The following is a 16,883-nucleotide window of genomic DNA, read 5'->3' on the forward strand; positions in this document are numbered from 1 at the left end:
ATATCCTTCTTCACAAAATTGTTTGAGTTCCTTTTTTATTAGAACATATAATAACACTATTTTTGAAATACATTTCAAAACAGTCATTTCATGAAATATCACTCTATAAACAAGAATCTATTCATCAAAAACAGAAAAAACTTTGCTGCTAAGATGCAACCTAACAGTATTGCTGTTTTTAATAGTAACGATATCTACCCAATAAGCGCAGATAGTATGATGCCTTTTGAGCAACACCGAGATATTTTTTATCTAAGTGGGGTAGACCAAGAAGAAAGTATATTACTATTGTTTCCTGATGCTCCCAAAGAAAAACATAGAGAAATCTTATTTTTAAGAGAAACCAACGAGCATATTGCTATTTGGGAAGGTGAAAAACTAACAAAAGAAAAAGCCTTTGAAACTTCAGGAATAAAGACCGTGTACTGGTTACAAGATTTTGAAAAAGTTTTTTTTGAAGTGATGACCCAGTGTGATACAGTTTATGTAAACACCAATGAACATTACAGATCTAGTGTAGAGACAGAAACACGAGAGGATCGTTTCATCAAATGGTGGAAAGCCAAATATCCTGCTCATAGTGTGGCCAAAAGCAATCCCATTTTACAAAGATTAAGATCTGTAAAAGACCCTATAGAAATAGATCTTATGCAAACTGCTTGTAATATCACCGAAAAAGGGTTTAGACGACTCCTGAGTTTTGTTAAGCCAGGGGTTTGGGAATACAATATTGAAGCAGAATTGTTACATGAATTCATAAATAACAGATCTAAAGGTTTTGCTTATACTCCAATTGTTGCCAGCGGTAATAATGCCAACGTATTACATTATATAGAGAATAATCAACAATGTAAAGAGGGAGACTTGATCCTTATGGATGTAGCTGCAGAATACGCAAATTACTCTAGTGACTTATCACGTACAATTCCTGTTTCTGGAAAATATACCAAAAGACAACGTGATGTTTATAATGCTGTATTACGAGTTAAAAACGAAGCAACTAAGCTATTGGTACCTGGCGCAATTTGGGCAGATTATCATGTAGAAGTGGGTAAGATTATGACATCAGAATTATTAGGTTTAGGGCTCTTAGATAAAGCCGATGTGCAAAATGAGAATCCAGAATGGCCAGCTTATAAAAAATATTTTATGCATGGTACTTCGCATCATATCGGATTAGATACTCACGACTATGGAATCCTAACCGAACCTATGCAAGCTAATATGGTATTTACGGTAGAACCAGGAATTTATATTCCCGATGAAGGATTCGGAATTCGATTAGAAGATGATGTGGTAATTCAGGAAAAAGGAGAACCTTTTAACTTAATGGGAAATATCCCAATAGAAGCAGAAGAAATTGAAGAGTTAATGAATAAATCATAAAGTTAACCAGAGGTTATTTTTACCTTAATCTATTGGTTTTCAGATTTCATGGAATAATTTTTGATCAACTGTTTTTTACTAACATAGCTTTTCCCTTCTCCAATTACGAGTAAATCATCATGTTTGATAACCTCAGGAAGGTAAGATATGTTCTTATTTCACCTTATCAAAAATTAAACTCATGATGAAATCAAAAAGTGTAATTACCAAACTGAAGGTTGTAACTATATTACTATTATTCACTCTATTCTGCCATTCGCAACAAACTGATAATGTAAAGTTTAAGGATATTACCAATCTCCCTGAAGGAAAACTAGGTCAAGTTGTTAACGAACTTATTGATGTTTTTAATGCGAATGATGCAGACAGGATAGGTGAATTTATATCAAAACATGACGATAAAGAAATCCTTAAAAAATTTTCTTTAGAAGATTTCCGAGGATACCTATTAGATAATGTAAGAAAAACTGGAGGGGTTAATTTCTATGCTACAAGGACATATACCCCTTCTCTTTTGGATAAAACAGTAGTTATTGTTAAAGGTAACAATTTTGATTTTTGGTATGCTTTTACCTTAAGTTTTACCAATAACACAGATTATGTGCTGGATAGTTTATGGTTTTCTTCTGTAGAAGCTCCTTCAGACATAGCAGCACAAACAATTTCTGAGACTGAACTTGTAGAAAAAACCAAGTCATTGTTGGATAAGCTATACAAAAAAGACTTTTTCTCGGGAACAGTGCTGGTGGCTCAAAAGGATAAAGTTTTATTTGAGAATGCCTACGGTGAAGCCTCTAAAAGATTTCATGTGCCAAACACCATAAACACCAAATTCAATCTTGGGTCAATGAACAAAATGTTTACAGCTATAGCAATTATGCAACTTGTAGAAAAAAATAAAATTGCTCTAGACGATGTTGTAAGTAATTATATAGACCAAGATTGGTTACCAAAAGAAATTACCGATAAGATTACAATTCATCACTTGTTATCCCATACTAGTGGATTAGGTAGTTATTTTAATAAAACGTATCGCAATTCATCTCGAGAGTTATTTAGGTCTTTAGAAGATTTTAAACCTTTGGTCAAAGACAATACTCTTGCTTTTCAACCTGGAGAAAAATATAGATATAGTAATACTGGTATGTTACTTTTGGGAGTTATTATCGAAAAATCTACGGGACAGGATTACTTTGAATACATCAGAGAAAATATTTATACCCCCGCAAAAATGACCAATTCTGACGCTTTTGAAATGGACCAACCTGTAGAAAATTTGGCTATAGGATATATCCCTAATTCAAAAAATGCATTGGGTTGGGAAAATAATATTTATAAGCATGTAATCAAAGGAGGGCCTGCTGGAGGGGGATTTTCAACAGTAAAAGACTTACATAATTTTTCTATGGCTCTGATGAATGAAAAATTGGTCTCAAAAGGTTCTTTAGAACTACTTTGGACAGATCATGCAAAAGCAGGATATGGGTATGGTTTTACTGTTAAATCTGGTAACATAGGGAAAGTAGTGGGCCATGGTGGTGGATTTCCTGGTCTCAATTCTCAGCTCGATATATTCTTGGATAATGGATATGTAGTATGCGTAATGTCTAACTACGACAGAGGAGCAGGTCCAGTTGCCAAAAAAATTTATAATTGGATCGAAAAGTTACAAAACTAGTACCTTTTTTGAGTAGAAACTTACATTTTTGAGTTCTGGTAGAATATTTTATCCTATTCATTCGTTACAAACAAAAAAACAACTTTTCGTAGCATGCAACGAATGAAAATTACTGCCGGTCACCAACAAGCTATGCCTTATCTCGTTGTAGAAAAGGCAGAAGATTTTATCGATTTTATTCGAAAAATATTTAATGCTCAGGAAATGATACGAAGTATGGATGGCGAACATCGAATACAACATTCTGAAATTAAAATTGGCGACAGCACTATTCTTCTTGCTGAGGCCTCTAAACATTATCCTGCGCAACCTGGATCAATGTATGTATATGTTCAGGATACCGATCAAACCTACTACGATGCATTAGATTCTGGAGCAACTTCTTTGATGCAACCAATGGATGAAGATAGAGGTGCCAGAGGAGCCGGTTTTAAAGACCCCTTTGGCAACACTTGGTGGATAGCTACTCTAAACTAGTAGCATTATCTTTTCTTAGTTACAGCCTAAATCACTTTGAGATTGTGCGTCATTGTTTGGAAAACAAAATCCAGAATTTACCTGTTCTGGTACATACCTTTGTAAATTAGGATCTCTTAATCCACTTTCGATAAAAGCAGTAATATCATTGATTTCCTGTTCGGTAAGATTCGTTGTTCCAAATTGAGAAGCTAGATTTTCTGAAGGCACTTCGGTAGATTGTGGTACTCCATTGTTTTTATAGGCTACTACCTCTTTTACAGAAGTAAATGTTCCTCCATGACCATAAAACCCATTATCTACAATATTATATAAGGTTGGGGTTTTAAATTTATAATTGTCGTCTGGGTTCTTGGTAAAACCTCCTCTTCCTTTTTTAACACCATCAAAACCTGCATCATCCAAAACAACGGCAGTTTCACTATCATCAAAATCACCCATTCCAAAAGCATGAAATCCTTTATCATTCAAAGCTGGTCCGGTATGACACTCAAAACATTTTCCTTTTCCGAAGAATGCAATAGCTCCTCTCTTTTCTGTGTCACTCATGGCATAAAAATCTCCTTTTAACCATTCTTGCCAAGGAGCTTCATTTGGTAAAAGTACTCTTTCATAAGCTGCCATCGCCAAAGCTGCATTTATAGTAGAGTATCTTTCATTTTCTGCTACATTTCCAAAAGCTTTATCAAATAGTTCTTTGTAGTTGTGGTTGTTTACAAAGTCTTCATCTATCGCCAATCGATGTACACCTTGCCCTTTTATAGCTTGTACCTCGACACCTTGAAAGCCTAAGAAATTCTCTTGAATATTGGTCCAATTGGCTTCGGTACCAGCATTCGTTCCAGTTCCTCCAAATTGACCATTCCAAAGCATTACATCTTGATAGGCCACGTTCAAAATTGTAGGAGAGCGTAGTGGCTGAATATCTACAGAATCTAACGGAACATCTTTTTTGATAATTCTACCATTACCATTAAATCCGAACCCGACTCCGCATTCTCCAATACCTTGTCTTAAACCTGAACTAAATCCTGCTGCTACCTGATGACAAGAAGTACAAGAATACGTGCCTTTAAGGTCTTTCATTTTGGGATTTGTTCCAAATGCCGTTTCGTGAATCAATAATTTACCCAGTTCTACTTTTTCTTTGGTAATAGGATTTAACGGATCCTGAGGAATTCTTGCATAATCATCGCTGCTAGGTAAGGTATAAAAAGATACCCCTACACCGTCTGACGTTTCATTTAAAAGGTTTAATAAATCTCGATCTAGTTGAGTAATTTCTACGTAATCATCATCACTACAAGAAGTAAGAATGGCCAGCGCCATCAACATAATAGTAATTTTTTTCATAACTGAATGGTTTGTTTATTGGTTTTTTGTTGTTTCTAAAGTGGTTGTGCAAAATGCAAGTTGTCGTAAAAAAATTTCAATATATATTCAAGAAGTATGTACCATATGTACTCATGTCTGATACATATAATTACTCTTCTTTACTGTTTTTTTAGATGTTCAGAAGGGATCAGGAGGGAGATGATTTCTTCATAATTATCTTAAGGGGATATACTATTTTAAGAACCTAAAATAATACTTTCGTTTCCTTGAATCACACTTTTATAAATGCTTTTCAAGGTTACAATTTTGTTTACAGATACAACTACTTACTTTTTGTTACCACAAATATAATAATTTTATGAATCCAACATACTTCTATTTCATAGAGTAATTTCAAATATCAAAAATAGTATTTACGAACACATCTTAAAATTCTGATTTTCAGATAGAAATAAACATATTAAGAATAGGTTAAATAGGCTAAAAAAGATCTAATCTAGTATTTGTTTTTTCGGAAGAATTGATTGAATACTATTCATGAGTATAAAAACCAAAACTGCAGGTAATAACCAACCTAAACTATATTCTCCAAAAGGAAGTAGGTCTAAAATAGTAGTCATTTGTTCTTTCATACCTAGAGAAGCTAAAAAGTCTGGTATACTAAATAGTATTACAGATATTACTACAGCCCTAAAAACCAATACAGAGGTGAATTTATCTGGTAATACATTCAATACAATAAGAATAATGGTAATTGGGTAAATGAGCATTAGTGCTGGCACAGCTACATCAATTATATGGTGAACATCAAATTGCCCCATGACTACCCCAAGAACACAACCTATAACGGCGGTAATAACATATGCTCTTTGCGAATCCCCTAAAACTCCTTTTACAAAATCTGCAGTACCTGTTACGATTCCTACAGCAGTTGTAAAGCATGCCAAGGCCACCAAAATACTAAGTAGTGTTTTTCCGATATTACCTAAGGTTTTCAAACTCAACTCAGATAATAAAGCTGTTCGGGTTATTTCTGGTGCTACCTCAGAACTAAATAATGCTCCGTTATATATCATCCCAGAATAAATTATCAATAACCCTAGTCCAGCAACAATACCAGATCTAATAATTAGTCCTCGGTTTTTTTCAAAATTATGCTCTCCTTTGAGCTTAAGGGAAATTATGATTACTCCACCAACAACCACAGCACCTATCGCATCAAAAGTTTGATACCCTTCTAATAATCCACTAATTAATGGGATGTCTAATGATGTTGGTTCAATAGATGGCTCCAGAGTTGCAAAAATTCCTATACAGATTATAGAGAGTATCACTATAAATATTATTGGAGATAAGAACTTCCCTAGTAACCCTAGAATTCTGGATCGATTAAGAACAAATAGAAGAACCAAGGCAAAATAGACACTACTGGTAACCAAAGAGCTTGTTCCAAAAAAAGGTTGTATTGCCATTTCATGTGTTACCGAAGCTGTTCTCGGAGAAGGTAATGCTATCGAAATCAAATACACAACCAAACAATAGACAAGGCTAAAAATGGGAGAAACTTTCTTTGCAAAATCCAACATAGTTCCCTGTAGCCTTGCATGGGCCACTATACCTAGCAAGGGAATAACGACCGCAGAAATAATAAATCCTAACGAAACCATAAACCAGGCATCACCGGCTTTGAGACCTAACAACGGAGGAAGCATAAGATTTCCAGCACCAAAAAACATAGAAAATAATGCAAATCCTGCGACGAAAGTTTCTTTATTAAATCTCATTTAATTAGGTTTAGGCGCCTAAAAATAAAATTTCAAAATGATTTTAACATACAAAGGGATTAAAATAAATTATAATACATGTGGAAACGGCTCTACTTTGGTCTTTTTGCACGGGTTTCTAGAGAATTCAGAGATGTGGAACTCTTCCGTGTCTTTTTTCTCGAAATATTATAATTGTGTCTCTATAGATTTGTTAGGTCATGGCGATTCAGAAAATTTAGGGTATATACACACTATGGAAGACATGGCTACGATGGTTAAAGCTGTCCTAGACAAACTACAAATAACCAAAGCTACATTCATTGGTCATTCTATGGGAGGTTATGTCGCTTTGGCAACTTTAGATCTTTTTCCTGAAATAGTTTCTGGACTTGTATTACTTAATTCTACCTCTTTTCCTGACAGTGAAGAACGAAAAATCACAAGAACACGTGCTATAGAAATTGTCAAAAAAAATCCGAATGCTTATACAAGCATGGCCATTGCCAATCTTTTCGCCCCAGACAACAGAGACAAGTTCAAAGAGGAAATAAGCCTGATTAAAAATCAAGCATCAAGAACTTCTTTACAAGGAATTATATCTGCACTAGAAGGTATGAAAATAAGAAAAGATAGGGTAGATACTTTGACATCTTTTACAGGGCGCAAAATTCTAATGGCAGGAAAATTAGATCCGGTTTTATCCTACAATCAAAGTGAAATTGAAGCTGTTCGATGTCGTATCGATCTGGTCACTTTTTCTGGAGGTCATATGACTCATATTGAGAACGAAAAACGGTTTCTCCATGAGCTAAATAAGTTTTTATCTTATTCACAAAACTGAAAAACCCTACAGCTTTACAATAACATAACATAGACGAAATGCCCATTTATTATGCCTAAAAACCGATAAATGTCGTTTATTTTAGTTAAAATTCAAGTTTGTAGGAACTTTTTTCTTACAAAATTAGGTCTTATATTAAAAAAAATACTATTATTGTATTGATAATGAACCTTTAACATTTGTCTATGCACTAAAAATCCCATATAACCCTATGAAAAAGTCTACCCCTACCCCCAGATTTACTTTCTCAAAACTCTATTGCACTTTATTTGGTCACAACTACGTTCTTACCAAAAACGTTACTCATCATATAAAAGAATATACATGTGCCCATTGCAAAGAACAAGCAACAACAAATAGTAGAGGCCGCTTAGAAGTCATGACTCCTAAATTGAAAGAAATAAATAATGCGTTAGCTTCTGTACATGCAAAGAAAGCTGCAAAACGTAAGATAAGCCCTTCTTTTCAGGCAGCTTCCTAAAGTTTTATTCTTTTATCGGATTCCACCCCTGAGCTTTTAGCTCTATTTTTTCATTTGCTCTTGTAACTAATCCCACACCTGTTTTTTCGTCGGTCATATGACCAACAACTGTTAAATTAGGGTTTGCCTTTATTTTAGGATAATCCTCTTGTTTTATGGTGAATAATAACTCATAGTCCTCACCTCCATTTAAGGCTACTGTTGTACTATTTAATTTAAACTCTTCACAAATAGAAATTACTGCAGGATCTAGAGGTATTTTGTCTTCATATAGATGCACTCCAGTTTTTGATTGGGTACAAAGATGTATAACCTCAGATGATAAACCATCACTAATATCGATCATACTTGTTGGTTTAACATCGAGAGCCTTTAACAATTCTGGCATATCTTTTCTGGCTTCTGGTTTAAGTTGTCTTTCAATAAGGTAAGTATATTGATCCAGGTCGGGCTGCGAATTAGGATTCACTTCAAACACCTGTTTTTCTCTTTCTAACACTTGCAGTCCCATATATGCTGCTCCTAAATCTCCTGTTACCACCAATAGATCATTTTCTTTGGCACCATCTCTATACACCAAAGCATCTTCATTTGTATATCCTACTGCTGTAACACTTATAATCAAACCTGTGGTAGACGAGGTAGTGTCCCCTCCCACTACGTCGACATTATAAATTTTGGCAGCAGTTGCTATACCTGCATATAATTCTTCTAAAGCTTCTAAAGGAAAACGATTCGAAACAGCAATAGATACCGTTATTTGAGTCGCCGTGGCATTCATCGCATAAATATCAGATAAATTTACAACTACCGCTTTATACCCTAAGTGCTTTAATGGAACATAGGTAAGATCAAAATGAACTCCTTCGATCAACAAATCTGTAGAGAGCACACATTTTTGCTCCTTAAAATCGATGACTGCAGCATCATCTCCAATTCCTTTTACAGTAGATTCTTGTTTAATTTCAAGGTTCTTGGTTAAATGTTGTATTAAACCAAATTCTCCTAGTTCTGATAAGGGCGTACGTGAATTATTTTTGTCTTCAATCATAAATGCAAAGGTAATTAACCTTGCGATTTATAAGCATAAAAAAATCCCGAAAAAACGGGATTTTAATATTGAATATCTGCGCTTATAAACACTCTCTTTCGTAATTTTCTGTTTTTACATCTTCTATGGCACTTACTCCTTCGGTAAATGCAGTATCCGATATAATAGTTACTTTATAAGTCCCTTCAACACCAGCACTTAAGCCCCAATCTCTAGCAATAGAAAGATTATAGGTCGACGTTTCGGATATACTTATATTGGTTATGGAAATGTTTTCGTCTTGACCAGAGCAACCGTAGTACGAGAGTTGGCCTTCATTTAATAGATTTGGGCCACCAAACTGCCCAAATTCGGCTGATAAATCTAGAGATACTGCAGACATTCCTGTTACATCCTCTATACTAATTGCAATTTTTGAGCCTTTTTTGAATTCAAACTGATAAATATCTTCACAACTTTCAGAAAGTTCACAGTTCCATTGGCCTTCTTTTTCAAAAGATGTTATTCCTGCTATTTCCAGAGTAGCATCATCATCATTAGAACAACTCGAAAGAAGTATCAATATAGTTAACAAAACGGTTTTTAAAATTTGATTTTTCATGACTTTACTTTTTATGCTTTTACCTAGTTTTTGTTTTTCAATTTTTATTCACATCCCGATTTCCAGGCATTATCAAAACTATTTCTCAAAATACCTCCTAAGCTAGTATTATTGCTGTTGGTTAGTATCACTGCCTCAACACCATTAGGGAAAATCATTATTCGTGATCGCAGCGCTCTTCTTGAAACCGGGCTATCTGCTCCTCTTAGCCCTCCTTTACATAGATATTTACCATAGGTTCCGTCTACTGATTCGGTTAACCCCAATTCGGAATTGATAATACTTTCTCTTTGGGTTTTAGAAATAATAGTTTCACCCTGATCGTACTTAAAAAAAGCTAGGATTTTTGCCAAGTCCATTGATGACAATAACTTGCCTCCAGATCCTCCATTTCTATACGGATTACTGCTGTGTTTCCATCCTAAAGTACCGTCTGAGGCATTTTGAAAATTAGGATCGAATGGCCATTGATACCCCCAAGGGTAAATTCCATCGTAATAACTCTCTACTTCGTTTGGTGAAGATGGAGCATTGATATTTAAAGGATCATAGATGTTTTCTTTCACATACTCAAAATACTTATCGGTACATGCAGTCGAATAATCCCCAGCAGTCTCATCGAGATTATAAACGATTTCTCCGATCAAAACTCTAATTAAGGTGAAGTTCCCATTTTGATATTCTCCTATTCTGCTCATCACAGGAGTAGCAACCAATGCATTTAACATTTGAGTTTCTGTGGGCATGATACCAGGAAAAGGATCGTCTCCAGGAAAATTAATTGCCGTATTCATTTGTAGTAACTTACGAAAGGTTAAATAAGCATCAGAATCTACATCAGAATGTGTTGAATGTACTTGAGATCTCCATGATTCTGGGAGATAGTTAACTACATTAAATTCAAGGCTTACATTATGTTCTTCCATTGCTTTCAGAAGTGCAATAGTTCCTATAAATTTTGAAACAGAAGCAACATTCATTCTTGTATTTACAGTCATTGCAACAGGTCCCTCACTATCATTTTCATGAATAGCAAAACCAGCAGCTTCAGAATGATATAAATTTCCATCTTTATTAATAGCTAATTGATAGCCAACCATTGGTTTGTCTTCATCATTTAATCTTGTTTGTAATTCTTCAACAAATAGATCAATATTAAATTTGGGAGAAGGATCACAAAACTGTTGTGGATCATCTTTTTCACAAGAGCTAAAAACAAGTACATAGATAAATAGACTTAGAGTACTCTTAACTATTGTTTTAAACGCTTTTTTTAAAATTGAGGTTTTCATAATTAAATTTTTTAGTGATTTTTTTTGTTTTACAACCCTATATCAGAACCCTTGAAAAATTGTTACCCTTTTTTTAGTTTTTCTCATTATTTGGTGTTTTACAAAAACAAACTTGCTGGTTTTCCGTTATTTAAGTAATCTCAAAAAAGTTTGGTATTTTTACTTAAATGATAGTTCCTATGAAAAAATGTTTTATTTTCCTGTGCTTTCTTCATATCTGCTTTATGAGTTGTAGCGGAGATGATGATGCAGGAGGGTCGACCGATATGGGGCCAGATCCTAATGCTTCTAACAGCTGTGTAAATGGAATGTCTGCAGGAATATACCCTTGTGACGGACTTGATTTGATCTCAAGAATTTCCTTAAGTGAAATGAGTGCAGGAGAAGGAAATGACAGTTGGGGTTGGACCGACCCTCAAGACAATAAAGAATATGCTATTGTTGGATTAAACAACGGAACCGCGTTTATAGATATTTCTATCCCTGAAACTCCTGTATATTTAGGAAAACTGCCAACCGCTACAGTAAATAGTTCGTGGCGAGATGTTAAAGTATATCAAAACCATGCTTTCATTGTAAGCGAAGCCCCGGGACATGGTATGCAGGTTTTTGATCTTACCCGATTGAGAAGCGTGTCTAACCCACCTCAAACATTTACCGCAGATAATCGGTTTACAGAATTTGGAAGCGCACACAACATTGTTATTAATACAGAATCAGGATATGCATATCCCGTTGGTGCTAGAAATGCTGCAGGATCAGAACTGGTTTTTGGAGGTGGTCCTATATTTATCAATATCCAGGATCCTAAAAACCCTGTTGGTGAAGGTGGATTTACTTCGGTAGGAACAGACCCTTATTCGCATGATGCACAGGTAGTAACCTATAATGGGCCAGATCCCGATTATCAAGGAAGAGAAATTCTTATTGGTAGCAATCAGGTTGAAATTGTAATTGCAGATATTACAGATAAAAACAATCCCATAAATATTTCCAAAATTAGTTATTCTCAGGTAGGATATACACATCAAGGTTGGTTTACCGAAGATATGAGATACTTCTTGCTGGGCGATGAGCTCGACGAAACAGGTGCAGGGTTTAATACTCGTACCATCATTTTTGACTTTGAAGATCTCGATAGCCCACTGTTTCATATGACCTATACCGGCCCAACATCGGCCATTGATCATAATGGATATGTGAAAGGAAATAAATTTTATATAGCAAACTACCAGGCAGGGTTAAGAATCGTTGATCTAACTGATATTGCCAATAGAAATATAACCGAAATTGGTTTTTTTGACACATTTCCATCTGGAGACACGGCCAATTTTAGTGGTGCCTGGAATGTCTACCCCTTTTTTGAAAGTGGAAATATCGTAATAAGTGATATTAATTCAGGGTTTCTATTAGTAAAAGAACAATAAAATATGAAATTGAAAAATTTTAAAAGTCTTATTGTGGTTTGTAGCATAATCATCCTTTTTGGATGCTCAAACGATGATAATAATAATTCCAACCTTATTGCATTTCAGGGAGAAATCGATTGGATGAAAACTTTTGGAGGGTCTGATGAAGAATCTGCAAGATCGGTGATCGAAACATCAGACGGAGGCTACGCAGTGTTTGGGTTTACCAAAAGTACCGATGGTGATATTACAGACAAAACAGTAAACGTTAATGATTATTGGCTATTAAAATTAGATGCTGAAGGCAACCTGCAATGGAATAAAACTATTGGAGGAAGTGGCGATGATCAAGGTCAGGAAGTAATTCAAACACAGGACAACGGTTTTTTAATTACTGGATATAGTATGAGCAGTGATGGTGATGCTAGTAATAACGAAGGTTTTCATGATAACTGGTTTGTAAAGCTCGATAGCTCGGGAAATATTGAATGGGAAAAAAGTTATGGCTTTGCCGGTCATGATCATAGTTATTCTGTAATACAAACACAGGACGGTGGTTATTTTAGTGCAGGATTTTTAGACATTACAGCATCGGGTGGTGAAGGGGGTTTAAGCAAACATGGTGTAGGTGAATTTTGGGGTCAAAAACTAAATGCAAACGGCGAACTGGAGTGGCGCAATTTTTTTGGAGGTTCTAACAACGACAGAAGCTATAGCGTATTGCAAGCCAATGATGGTGGTTTTGTACTCCTTGGCGCTACAGAAAGTACCGACTTTGACATCACCAATAATAATGGTAGTTACGATTTTTGGGTAGTAAAAATAAACGCAGAAGGAGAATTGGTTTGGCAAAAAGCATTTGGCGGAAGTGGAATCGACATTGCCTACGAAGCTGCACATAGTGATAACAATTCTTATGTAATTGTGGGGCAAACCATTAGCTCAGATGGGGATATAACAGACAACCACGGTGATTCTGATTTTTGGGTCATTAAAATTAATGACTCAGGAAATGTACTTTGGAAAAAATCATTTGGTGGCCCTCAATTTGATGTAGCAAGATCGATAGATGTAACCAATGATGGTGGTTTTGTTATCGCCGGAGCATCAAAAAGTAATTCTGGAGATCTAGATAATAATTACGGAGACAACGATTTTTGGGTCATTAAAATTGATAACTCTGGAAATCTTACCTGGCAAAAAAACTTTGGAGGCGATGCATTTGATTTTGCGTATGATATTATTGAAACCTCAAGAGGTGAACTTGTTGTTGTTGGAGAATCTAATAGTACTAATCTCGAAGGCGCCCCTAATAAAGGATTGTTAGATCTTCTAGCCATTAAAATTAAATAAACCTTTACTACATTTCACAACAGATAATCTTAAAAATTAAAGTTTAATAGATTTTGTCAATATCAATATGTGTTAGATAAATGTTAGGTTTTGTGCATAAAACACACTTAAGTAGTATATTTGCATTTCATTTAGAATTAATCTATTTACAGAAAAGATGATTAAGGTATCAGACATAGCGAAAAACAAGGTGGTCGAATTGATGAGTGAAGACGGATTCGATGCAACTACAGACTTCATCCGAGTGGGTGTAAAAAGTGGTGGTTGTTCTGGTTTGTCTTATGATCTTAAATTTGACAAAGCCCAACAAGAAGGCGATAAAGTGTTTGAAGACAACGGTGTGAAAATAATCGTTGACAAAAAGAGTTTCCTCTATTTGGTTGGAACTACTTTGGAGTATTCTGGAGGGTTAAACGGTACTGGTTTTGTTTTCAACAATCCTAATGCCAATAGAACTTGTGGTTGTGGAGAGAGTTTTTCTCTCTAATTGATAAATGATAAAAAAAGTCCTGGACAAAATTTAGGATATAAAAAATGGCGTATACTGAAGACGATTTAAAGAAAGAATTAGAAACGAAAGAATATGAGTATGGATTCTATACCGACATAGAATCTGATACTTTTCCAGTTGGTTTAAATGAAGATATCGTTAGAGCAATTTCTAAAAAGAAAGATGAGCCAGAATGGATGACAGAATGGCGACTTGAAGCCTTTAGAATTTGGGAAAAGATGGAAGAGCCGGAGTGGGCAAATGTGAACTATGAAAAGCCAGATTTTCAAAACATTTCCTATTATTCTGCTCCCAACAAAAAACCAAAATACAATAGCATCGATGAGGTAGATCCTGAGTTATTAGAAACCTTCGAAAAACTAGGAATCTCATTAGAAGAGCAAAAGAAACTTGCAGGAGTTGCTGTAGATATTGTTATGGACTCTGTTTCTGTAGCAACTACTTTCAAAGAAACCCTCGCAGAAAAAGGAATTATATTTTGCTCGATATCTGAAGCTATACAGGAACATCCTGAGCTGGTAAAGAAATATATAGGATCTGTTGTTCCTCAAAAAGATAACTTTTATGCTGCTTTAAATTCTGCAGTTTTTAGCGACGGATCTTTCTGCTATATTCCTAAAGGCGTTAGATGCCCTATGGAATTATCTACATATTTTAGAATTAATCAGGCTGGAACAGGTCAATTTGAGCGTACTCTAGTTATTGCAGATAAAGAAAGTTATGTGAGTTACCTTGAAGGATGTACGGCACCATCAAGAGACGAAAATCAATTACATGCAGCTGTAGTAGAATTAATCGCGCTAGATGACGCCGAAATAAAATATTCTACAGTTCAAAACTGGTATCCTGGTAATGCCGAAGGAAAAGGAGGGGTGTATAATTTCGTAACCAAAAGAGGGATTTGCGAAAAGAACGCCAAAATATCCTGGACGCAAGTAGAAACGGGATCAGCTGTAACTTGGAAATATCCTTCTTGTGTCTTAAAAGGTGATAATTCTGTGGGTGAATTTTATTCTATTGCAGTGACCAATAACTTTCAACAGGCAGATACTGGTACCAAAATGATTCACCTTGGTAAGAACACTAAGAGTACGATTATTTCTAAAGGTATTTCAGCCGGAAAGTCTCAGAACAGTTATCGCGGATTGGTGCAGATTAATAGCAGAGCCACCAACGCTCGTAATTTTTCTCAGTGTGATTCATTATTGATGGGCAATGATTGTGGGGCGCATACGTTTCCATATATAGAAGCGAAAAATAAAACTGCTCAAATAGAACATGAAGCAACAACAAGTAAAATAGGTGAAGACCAAATTTTTTATTGTAACCAAAGAGGTATAGATACTGAAAAGGCTATTGCTCTTATTGTAAACGGTTTCAGTAAAGAAGTATTAAACAAATTGCCTATGGAGTTTGCTGTTGAAGCTCAAAAACTTCTTGAGATATCTCTGGAAGGCTCTGTTGGGTAAATTAACAACCATCAAATCTACATAAATGAAGCCATCACTATTCTTAATTGTACTTAGCCTTGTATGTTTTTCTTGTAAAAAAGATAAATCAGATAGTAATAATGACGACCTGTCTTTGGTAAGAGGAGAGTTTATTCTTATTGATGATGCAGCGGTAATAAAAGGAAGTGACTTTATTTATGGTGTTGTTATCGATGATACTACTCTAGAGCTCGCAAAACAAGTAGCTCCTCTAAAAAGAGAAGAATACGACATGGTGCCTGTAGTAGTAAAAGGTCTTATAAAGCCAAATCCTAAACAGGGGTGGCCAGAAGTAGTAGAAATAAAAGAAATAATCGGAGTAAGTGCTCCTACCTCAGAATTACCAACCAAAATAGAGTCTTCTGAGCAAGGGCAAAATCAAACTCCAAATGTAGAACAAACCGTAGAAAATTAATTCAGTTAATTATATCTCTCAATAGAGAAAAAGAATTGCATACAATGTTAGAAATAAAGGATTTACACGCAAACGTTGAAGGAAAAGAAATTTTAAAAGGTCTTAATTTAAAGGTTAATGCAGGAGAAATACATGCTGTAATGGGACCAAATGGAGCTGGAAAAAGTACACTGGCAAATATCATTGCAGGTAAGGAAGAGTATGAAGTGACAGATGGAGATATCCTTTTAAATGGTGATGATATTGAAGAATTAGGTCCAGAAGAAAGAGCTCATAAAGGTGTTTTTATGTCTTTTCAGTATCCTGTAGAAATACCGGGAGTAACCGTGACCAATTTTATGAAAACAGCGATCAACGAGACAAGAAAAGCGCAAGGACTTGAAGAAATGCCTGCCAAAGATATGCTCAAAAAGATTCGTGAGAAGTCTGAACTACTAGAAATTGATCGTAAATTTTTATCTCGTTCTCTAAACGAGGGGTTCTCGGGAGGTGAGAAAAAAAGAAATGAGATTTTTCAAATGGCAATGATGGAACCTAAATTAGCTATCCTCGATGAAACCGATTCTGGATTAGATATTGATGCACTTCGAATTGTTGCCAATGGAGTAAACAAGTTAAAAAGTCAAGATAACGCTATCATTGTAATCACACATTACCAAAGATTACTAGATTATATCGTTCCAGATTATGTGCACGTGTTATACGATGGGAAAATCGTAAAATCTGGTACCAAAGAGTTGGCTCTTGAACTAGAAGAAAAAGGATACGACTGGATTAAGGAAGAGATAAATGCATAA

General features: G+C 35.2%; 16 protein-coding genes. 11 read left to right on the top strand and 5 right to left on the bottom strand.

All coding sequences use genetic code 11. From position 1 onward, the window contains the following. Nucleotides 1-90 precede the first annotated feature (90 nt). The 3 genes from M0D21_RS18765 to M0D21_RS18775 all read left to right on the top strand — a co-directional run bounded on the left by M0D21_RS18765 (nt 91) and on the right by M0D21_RS18775 (nt 3,541). Nucleotides 91-1,386, top strand: a complete 1,296-nt coding sequence (locus tag M0D21_RS18765; protein ID WP_248332325.1) for an aminopeptidase P family protein — start codon at nt 91-93, stop codon at nt 1,384-1,386. Between the two features lie 181 nt (nt 1,387-1,567). Further along, complete coding sequence (locus M0D21_RS18770) at nt 1,568-3,064, top strand: serine hydrolase domain-containing protein (protein WP_248332327.1); 1,497 nt, start codon at nt 1,568-1,570, stop codon at nt 3,062-3,064. 93 nt (nt 3,065-3,157) lie between these two features. Beyond that, nucleotides 3,158-3,541 (top strand): VOC family protein, encoded by a 384-nt coding sequence (locus M0D21_RS18775; protein ID WP_248332329.1) that lies wholly within the window; start codon nt 3,158-3,160, stop codon nt 3,539-3,541. A gap of 15 nt (nt 3,542-3,556) precedes the next feature. Here M0D21_RS18775 and M0D21_RS18780 read toward each other — a convergent pair whose 3' ends face one another. Beyond that, entirely contained in the window at nt 3,557-4,894 is a 1,338-nt protein-coding gene (locus M0D21_RS18780; RefSeq protein ID WP_248332330.1) for a cytochrome-c peroxidase, read from the bottom strand. Nucleotides 4,895-5,367: 473 nt separating this feature from the next. Continuing rightward, a complete protein-coding gene (gene brnQ / locus M0D21_RS18785; RefSeq protein WP_248332332.1) occupies nt 5,368-6,660 on the bottom strand; it encodes a branched-chain amino acid transport system II carrier protein in 1,293 nt (430 codons plus the stop codon). A gap of 37 nt (nt 6,661-6,697) precedes the next feature. Here brnQ and M0D21_RS18790 point away from each other — a divergent pair, with 37 nt between their 5' ends. Together M0D21_RS18790 and M0D21_RS18795 are read left to right on the top strand one after the other, a co-directional pair. Next, a complete protein-coding gene (locus tag M0D21_RS18790; RefSeq protein ID WP_248332334.1) occupies nt 6,698-7,483 on the top strand; it encodes an alpha/beta fold hydrolase in 786 nt (261 codons plus the stop codon). A gap of 211 nt (nt 7,484-7,694) precedes the next feature. Next, entirely contained in the window at nt 7,695-7,964 is a 270-nt protein-coding gene (locus M0D21_RS18795) for a DUF1660 family phage protein (RefSeq protein WP_248332336.1), read from the top strand. Between the two features lie 4 nt (nt 7,965-7,968). On the opposite strand, the gene thiL is transcribed toward M0D21_RS18795, so the two are convergent. The 3 genes from thiL to M0D21_RS18810 form a co-directional block, all read right to left on the bottom strand. Further along, nucleotides 7,969-9,015, bottom strand: coding sequence for a thiamine-phosphate kinase (thiL, locus tag M0D21_RS18800; protein WP_248332338.1), 1,047 nt, complete (start codon nt 9,013-9,015; stop codon nt 7,969-7,971). An 82-nt stretch (nt 9,016-9,097) separates the two neighbouring features. Further along, nucleotides 9,098-9,616, bottom strand: a complete 519-nt coding sequence (locus M0D21_RS18805) for a hypothetical protein (RefSeq protein ID WP_248332340.1) — start codon at nt 9,614-9,616, stop codon at nt 9,098-9,100. A gap of 44 nt (nt 9,617-9,660) precedes the next feature. Next, nucleotides 9,661-10,908 carry a serine hydrolase domain-containing protein gene (locus tag M0D21_RS18810; protein WP_248332342.1) on the bottom strand — a complete coding sequence of 416 codons (1,248 nt, stop codon included), beginning with the start codon at nt 10,906-10,908 and terminating at the stop codon, nt 9,661-9,663. Between the two features lie 179 nt (nt 10,909-11,087). On the opposite strand from M0D21_RS18810, the gene M0D21_RS18815 reads away from it, so the two are divergent. The 6 genes from M0D21_RS18815 to sufC all read left to right on the top strand — a co-directional run bounded on the left by M0D21_RS18815 (nt 11,088) and on the right by sufC (nt 16,883). Then, entirely contained in the window at nt 11,088-12,335 is a 1,248-nt protein-coding gene (locus M0D21_RS18815) for a choice-of-anchor B family protein (RefSeq protein WP_248332344.1), read from the top strand. Between the two features lie 3 nt (nt 12,336-12,338). Then, on the top strand, nt 12,339-13,670 hold the full coding sequence (locus M0D21_RS18820) for a hypothetical protein (RefSeq protein WP_248332345.1): 1,332 nt from the start codon (nt 12,339-12,341) through the stop codon (nt 13,668-13,670). Nucleotides 13,671-13,827: 157 nt separating this feature from the next. Next, on the top strand, nt 13,828-14,157 hold the full coding sequence (locus M0D21_RS18825) for a HesB/IscA family protein (protein ID WP_248332347.1): 330 nt from the start codon (nt 13,828-13,830) through the stop codon (nt 14,155-14,157). A 47-nt stretch (nt 14,158-14,204) separates the two neighbouring features. Then, a complete protein-coding gene (sufB, locus tag M0D21_RS18830) occupies nt 14,205-15,650 on the top strand; it encodes a Fe-S cluster assembly protein SufB (RefSeq protein ID WP_248332349.1) in 1,446 nt (481 codons plus the stop codon). 25 nt (nt 15,651-15,675) lie between these two features. Next, nucleotides 15,676-16,086, top strand: coding sequence for a hypothetical protein (locus tag M0D21_RS18835; protein WP_248332350.1), 411 nt, complete (start codon nt 15,676-15,678; stop codon nt 16,084-16,086). 44 nt (nt 16,087-16,130) lie between these two features. Further along, nucleotides 16,131-16,883, top strand: a complete 753-nt coding sequence (gene sufC, locus M0D21_RS18840; RefSeq protein ID WP_248332352.1) for a Fe-S cluster assembly ATPase SufC — start codon at nt 16,131-16,133, stop codon at nt 16,881-16,883.

Source organism: Aquimarina acroporae (assembly GCF_023195925.1).
Taxonomy (GTDB): Bacteria; Bacteroidota; Bacteroidia; order Flavobacteriales; family Flavobacteriaceae; genus Aquimarina; species Aquimarina acroporae.

Excerpts from the sequence above, each read along its gene's own strand:
- M0D21_RS18765 (WP_248332325.1), top strand. The coding sequence starts at position 91 with ATGAAATATCACTCTATAAACAAGAATCTATTCATCAAAAACAGAAAA.
- M0D21_RS18770 (WP_248332327.1), top strand. The coding sequence starts at position 1,568 with ATGATGAAATCAAAAAGTGTAATTACCAAACTGAAGGTTGTAACTATA.
- M0D21_RS18775 (WP_248332329.1), top strand. The coding sequence starts at position 3,158 with ATGCAACGAATGAAAATTACTGCCGGTCACCAACAAGCTATGCCTTAT.
- M0D21_RS18780 (WP_248332330.1), bottom strand. The coding sequence starts at position 4,894 with ATGAAAAAAATTACTATTATGTTGATGGCGCTGGCCATTCTTACTTCT.
- brnQ (WP_248332332.1), bottom strand. The coding sequence starts at position 6,660 with ATGAGATTTAATAAAGAAACTTTCGTCGCAGGATTTGCATTATTTTCT.
- M0D21_RS18790 (WP_248332334.1), top strand. The coding sequence starts at position 6,698 with ATGATTTTAACATACAAAGGGATTAAAATAAATTATAATACATGTGGA.
- M0D21_RS18795 (WP_248332336.1), top strand. The coding sequence starts at position 7,695 with ATGAAAAAGTCTACCCCTACCCCCAGATTTACTTTCTCAAAACTCTAT.
- thiL (WP_248332338.1), bottom strand. The coding sequence starts at position 9,015 with ATGATTGAAGACAAAAATAATTCACGTACGCCCTTATCAGAACTAGGA.
- M0D21_RS18805 (WP_248332340.1), bottom strand. The coding sequence starts at position 9,616 with ATGAAAAATCAAATTTTAAAAACCGTTTTGTTAACTATATTGATACTT.
- M0D21_RS18810 (WP_248332342.1), bottom strand. The coding sequence starts at position 10,908 with ATGAAAACCTCAATTTTAAAAAAAGCGTTTAAAACAATAGTTAAGAGT.
- M0D21_RS18815 (WP_248332344.1), top strand. The coding sequence starts at position 11,088 with ATGAAAAAATGTTTTATTTTCCTGTGCTTTCTTCATATCTGCTTTATG.
- M0D21_RS18820 (WP_248332345.1), top strand. The coding sequence starts at position 12,339 with ATGAAATTGAAAAATTTTAAAAGTCTTATTGTGGTTTGTAGCATAATC.
- M0D21_RS18825 (WP_248332347.1), top strand. The coding sequence starts at position 13,828 with ATGATTAAGGTATCAGACATAGCGAAAAACAAGGTGGTCGAATTGATG.
- sufB (WP_248332349.1), top strand. The coding sequence starts at position 14,205 with ATGGCGTATACTGAAGACGATTTAAAGAAAGAATTAGAAACGAAAGAA.
- M0D21_RS18835 (WP_248332350.1), top strand. The coding sequence starts at position 15,676 with ATGAAGCCATCACTATTCTTAATTGTACTTAGCCTTGTATGTTTTTCT.
- sufC (WP_248332352.1), top strand. The coding sequence starts at position 16,131 with ATGTTAGAAATAAAGGATTTACACGCAAACGTTGAAGGAAAAGAAATT.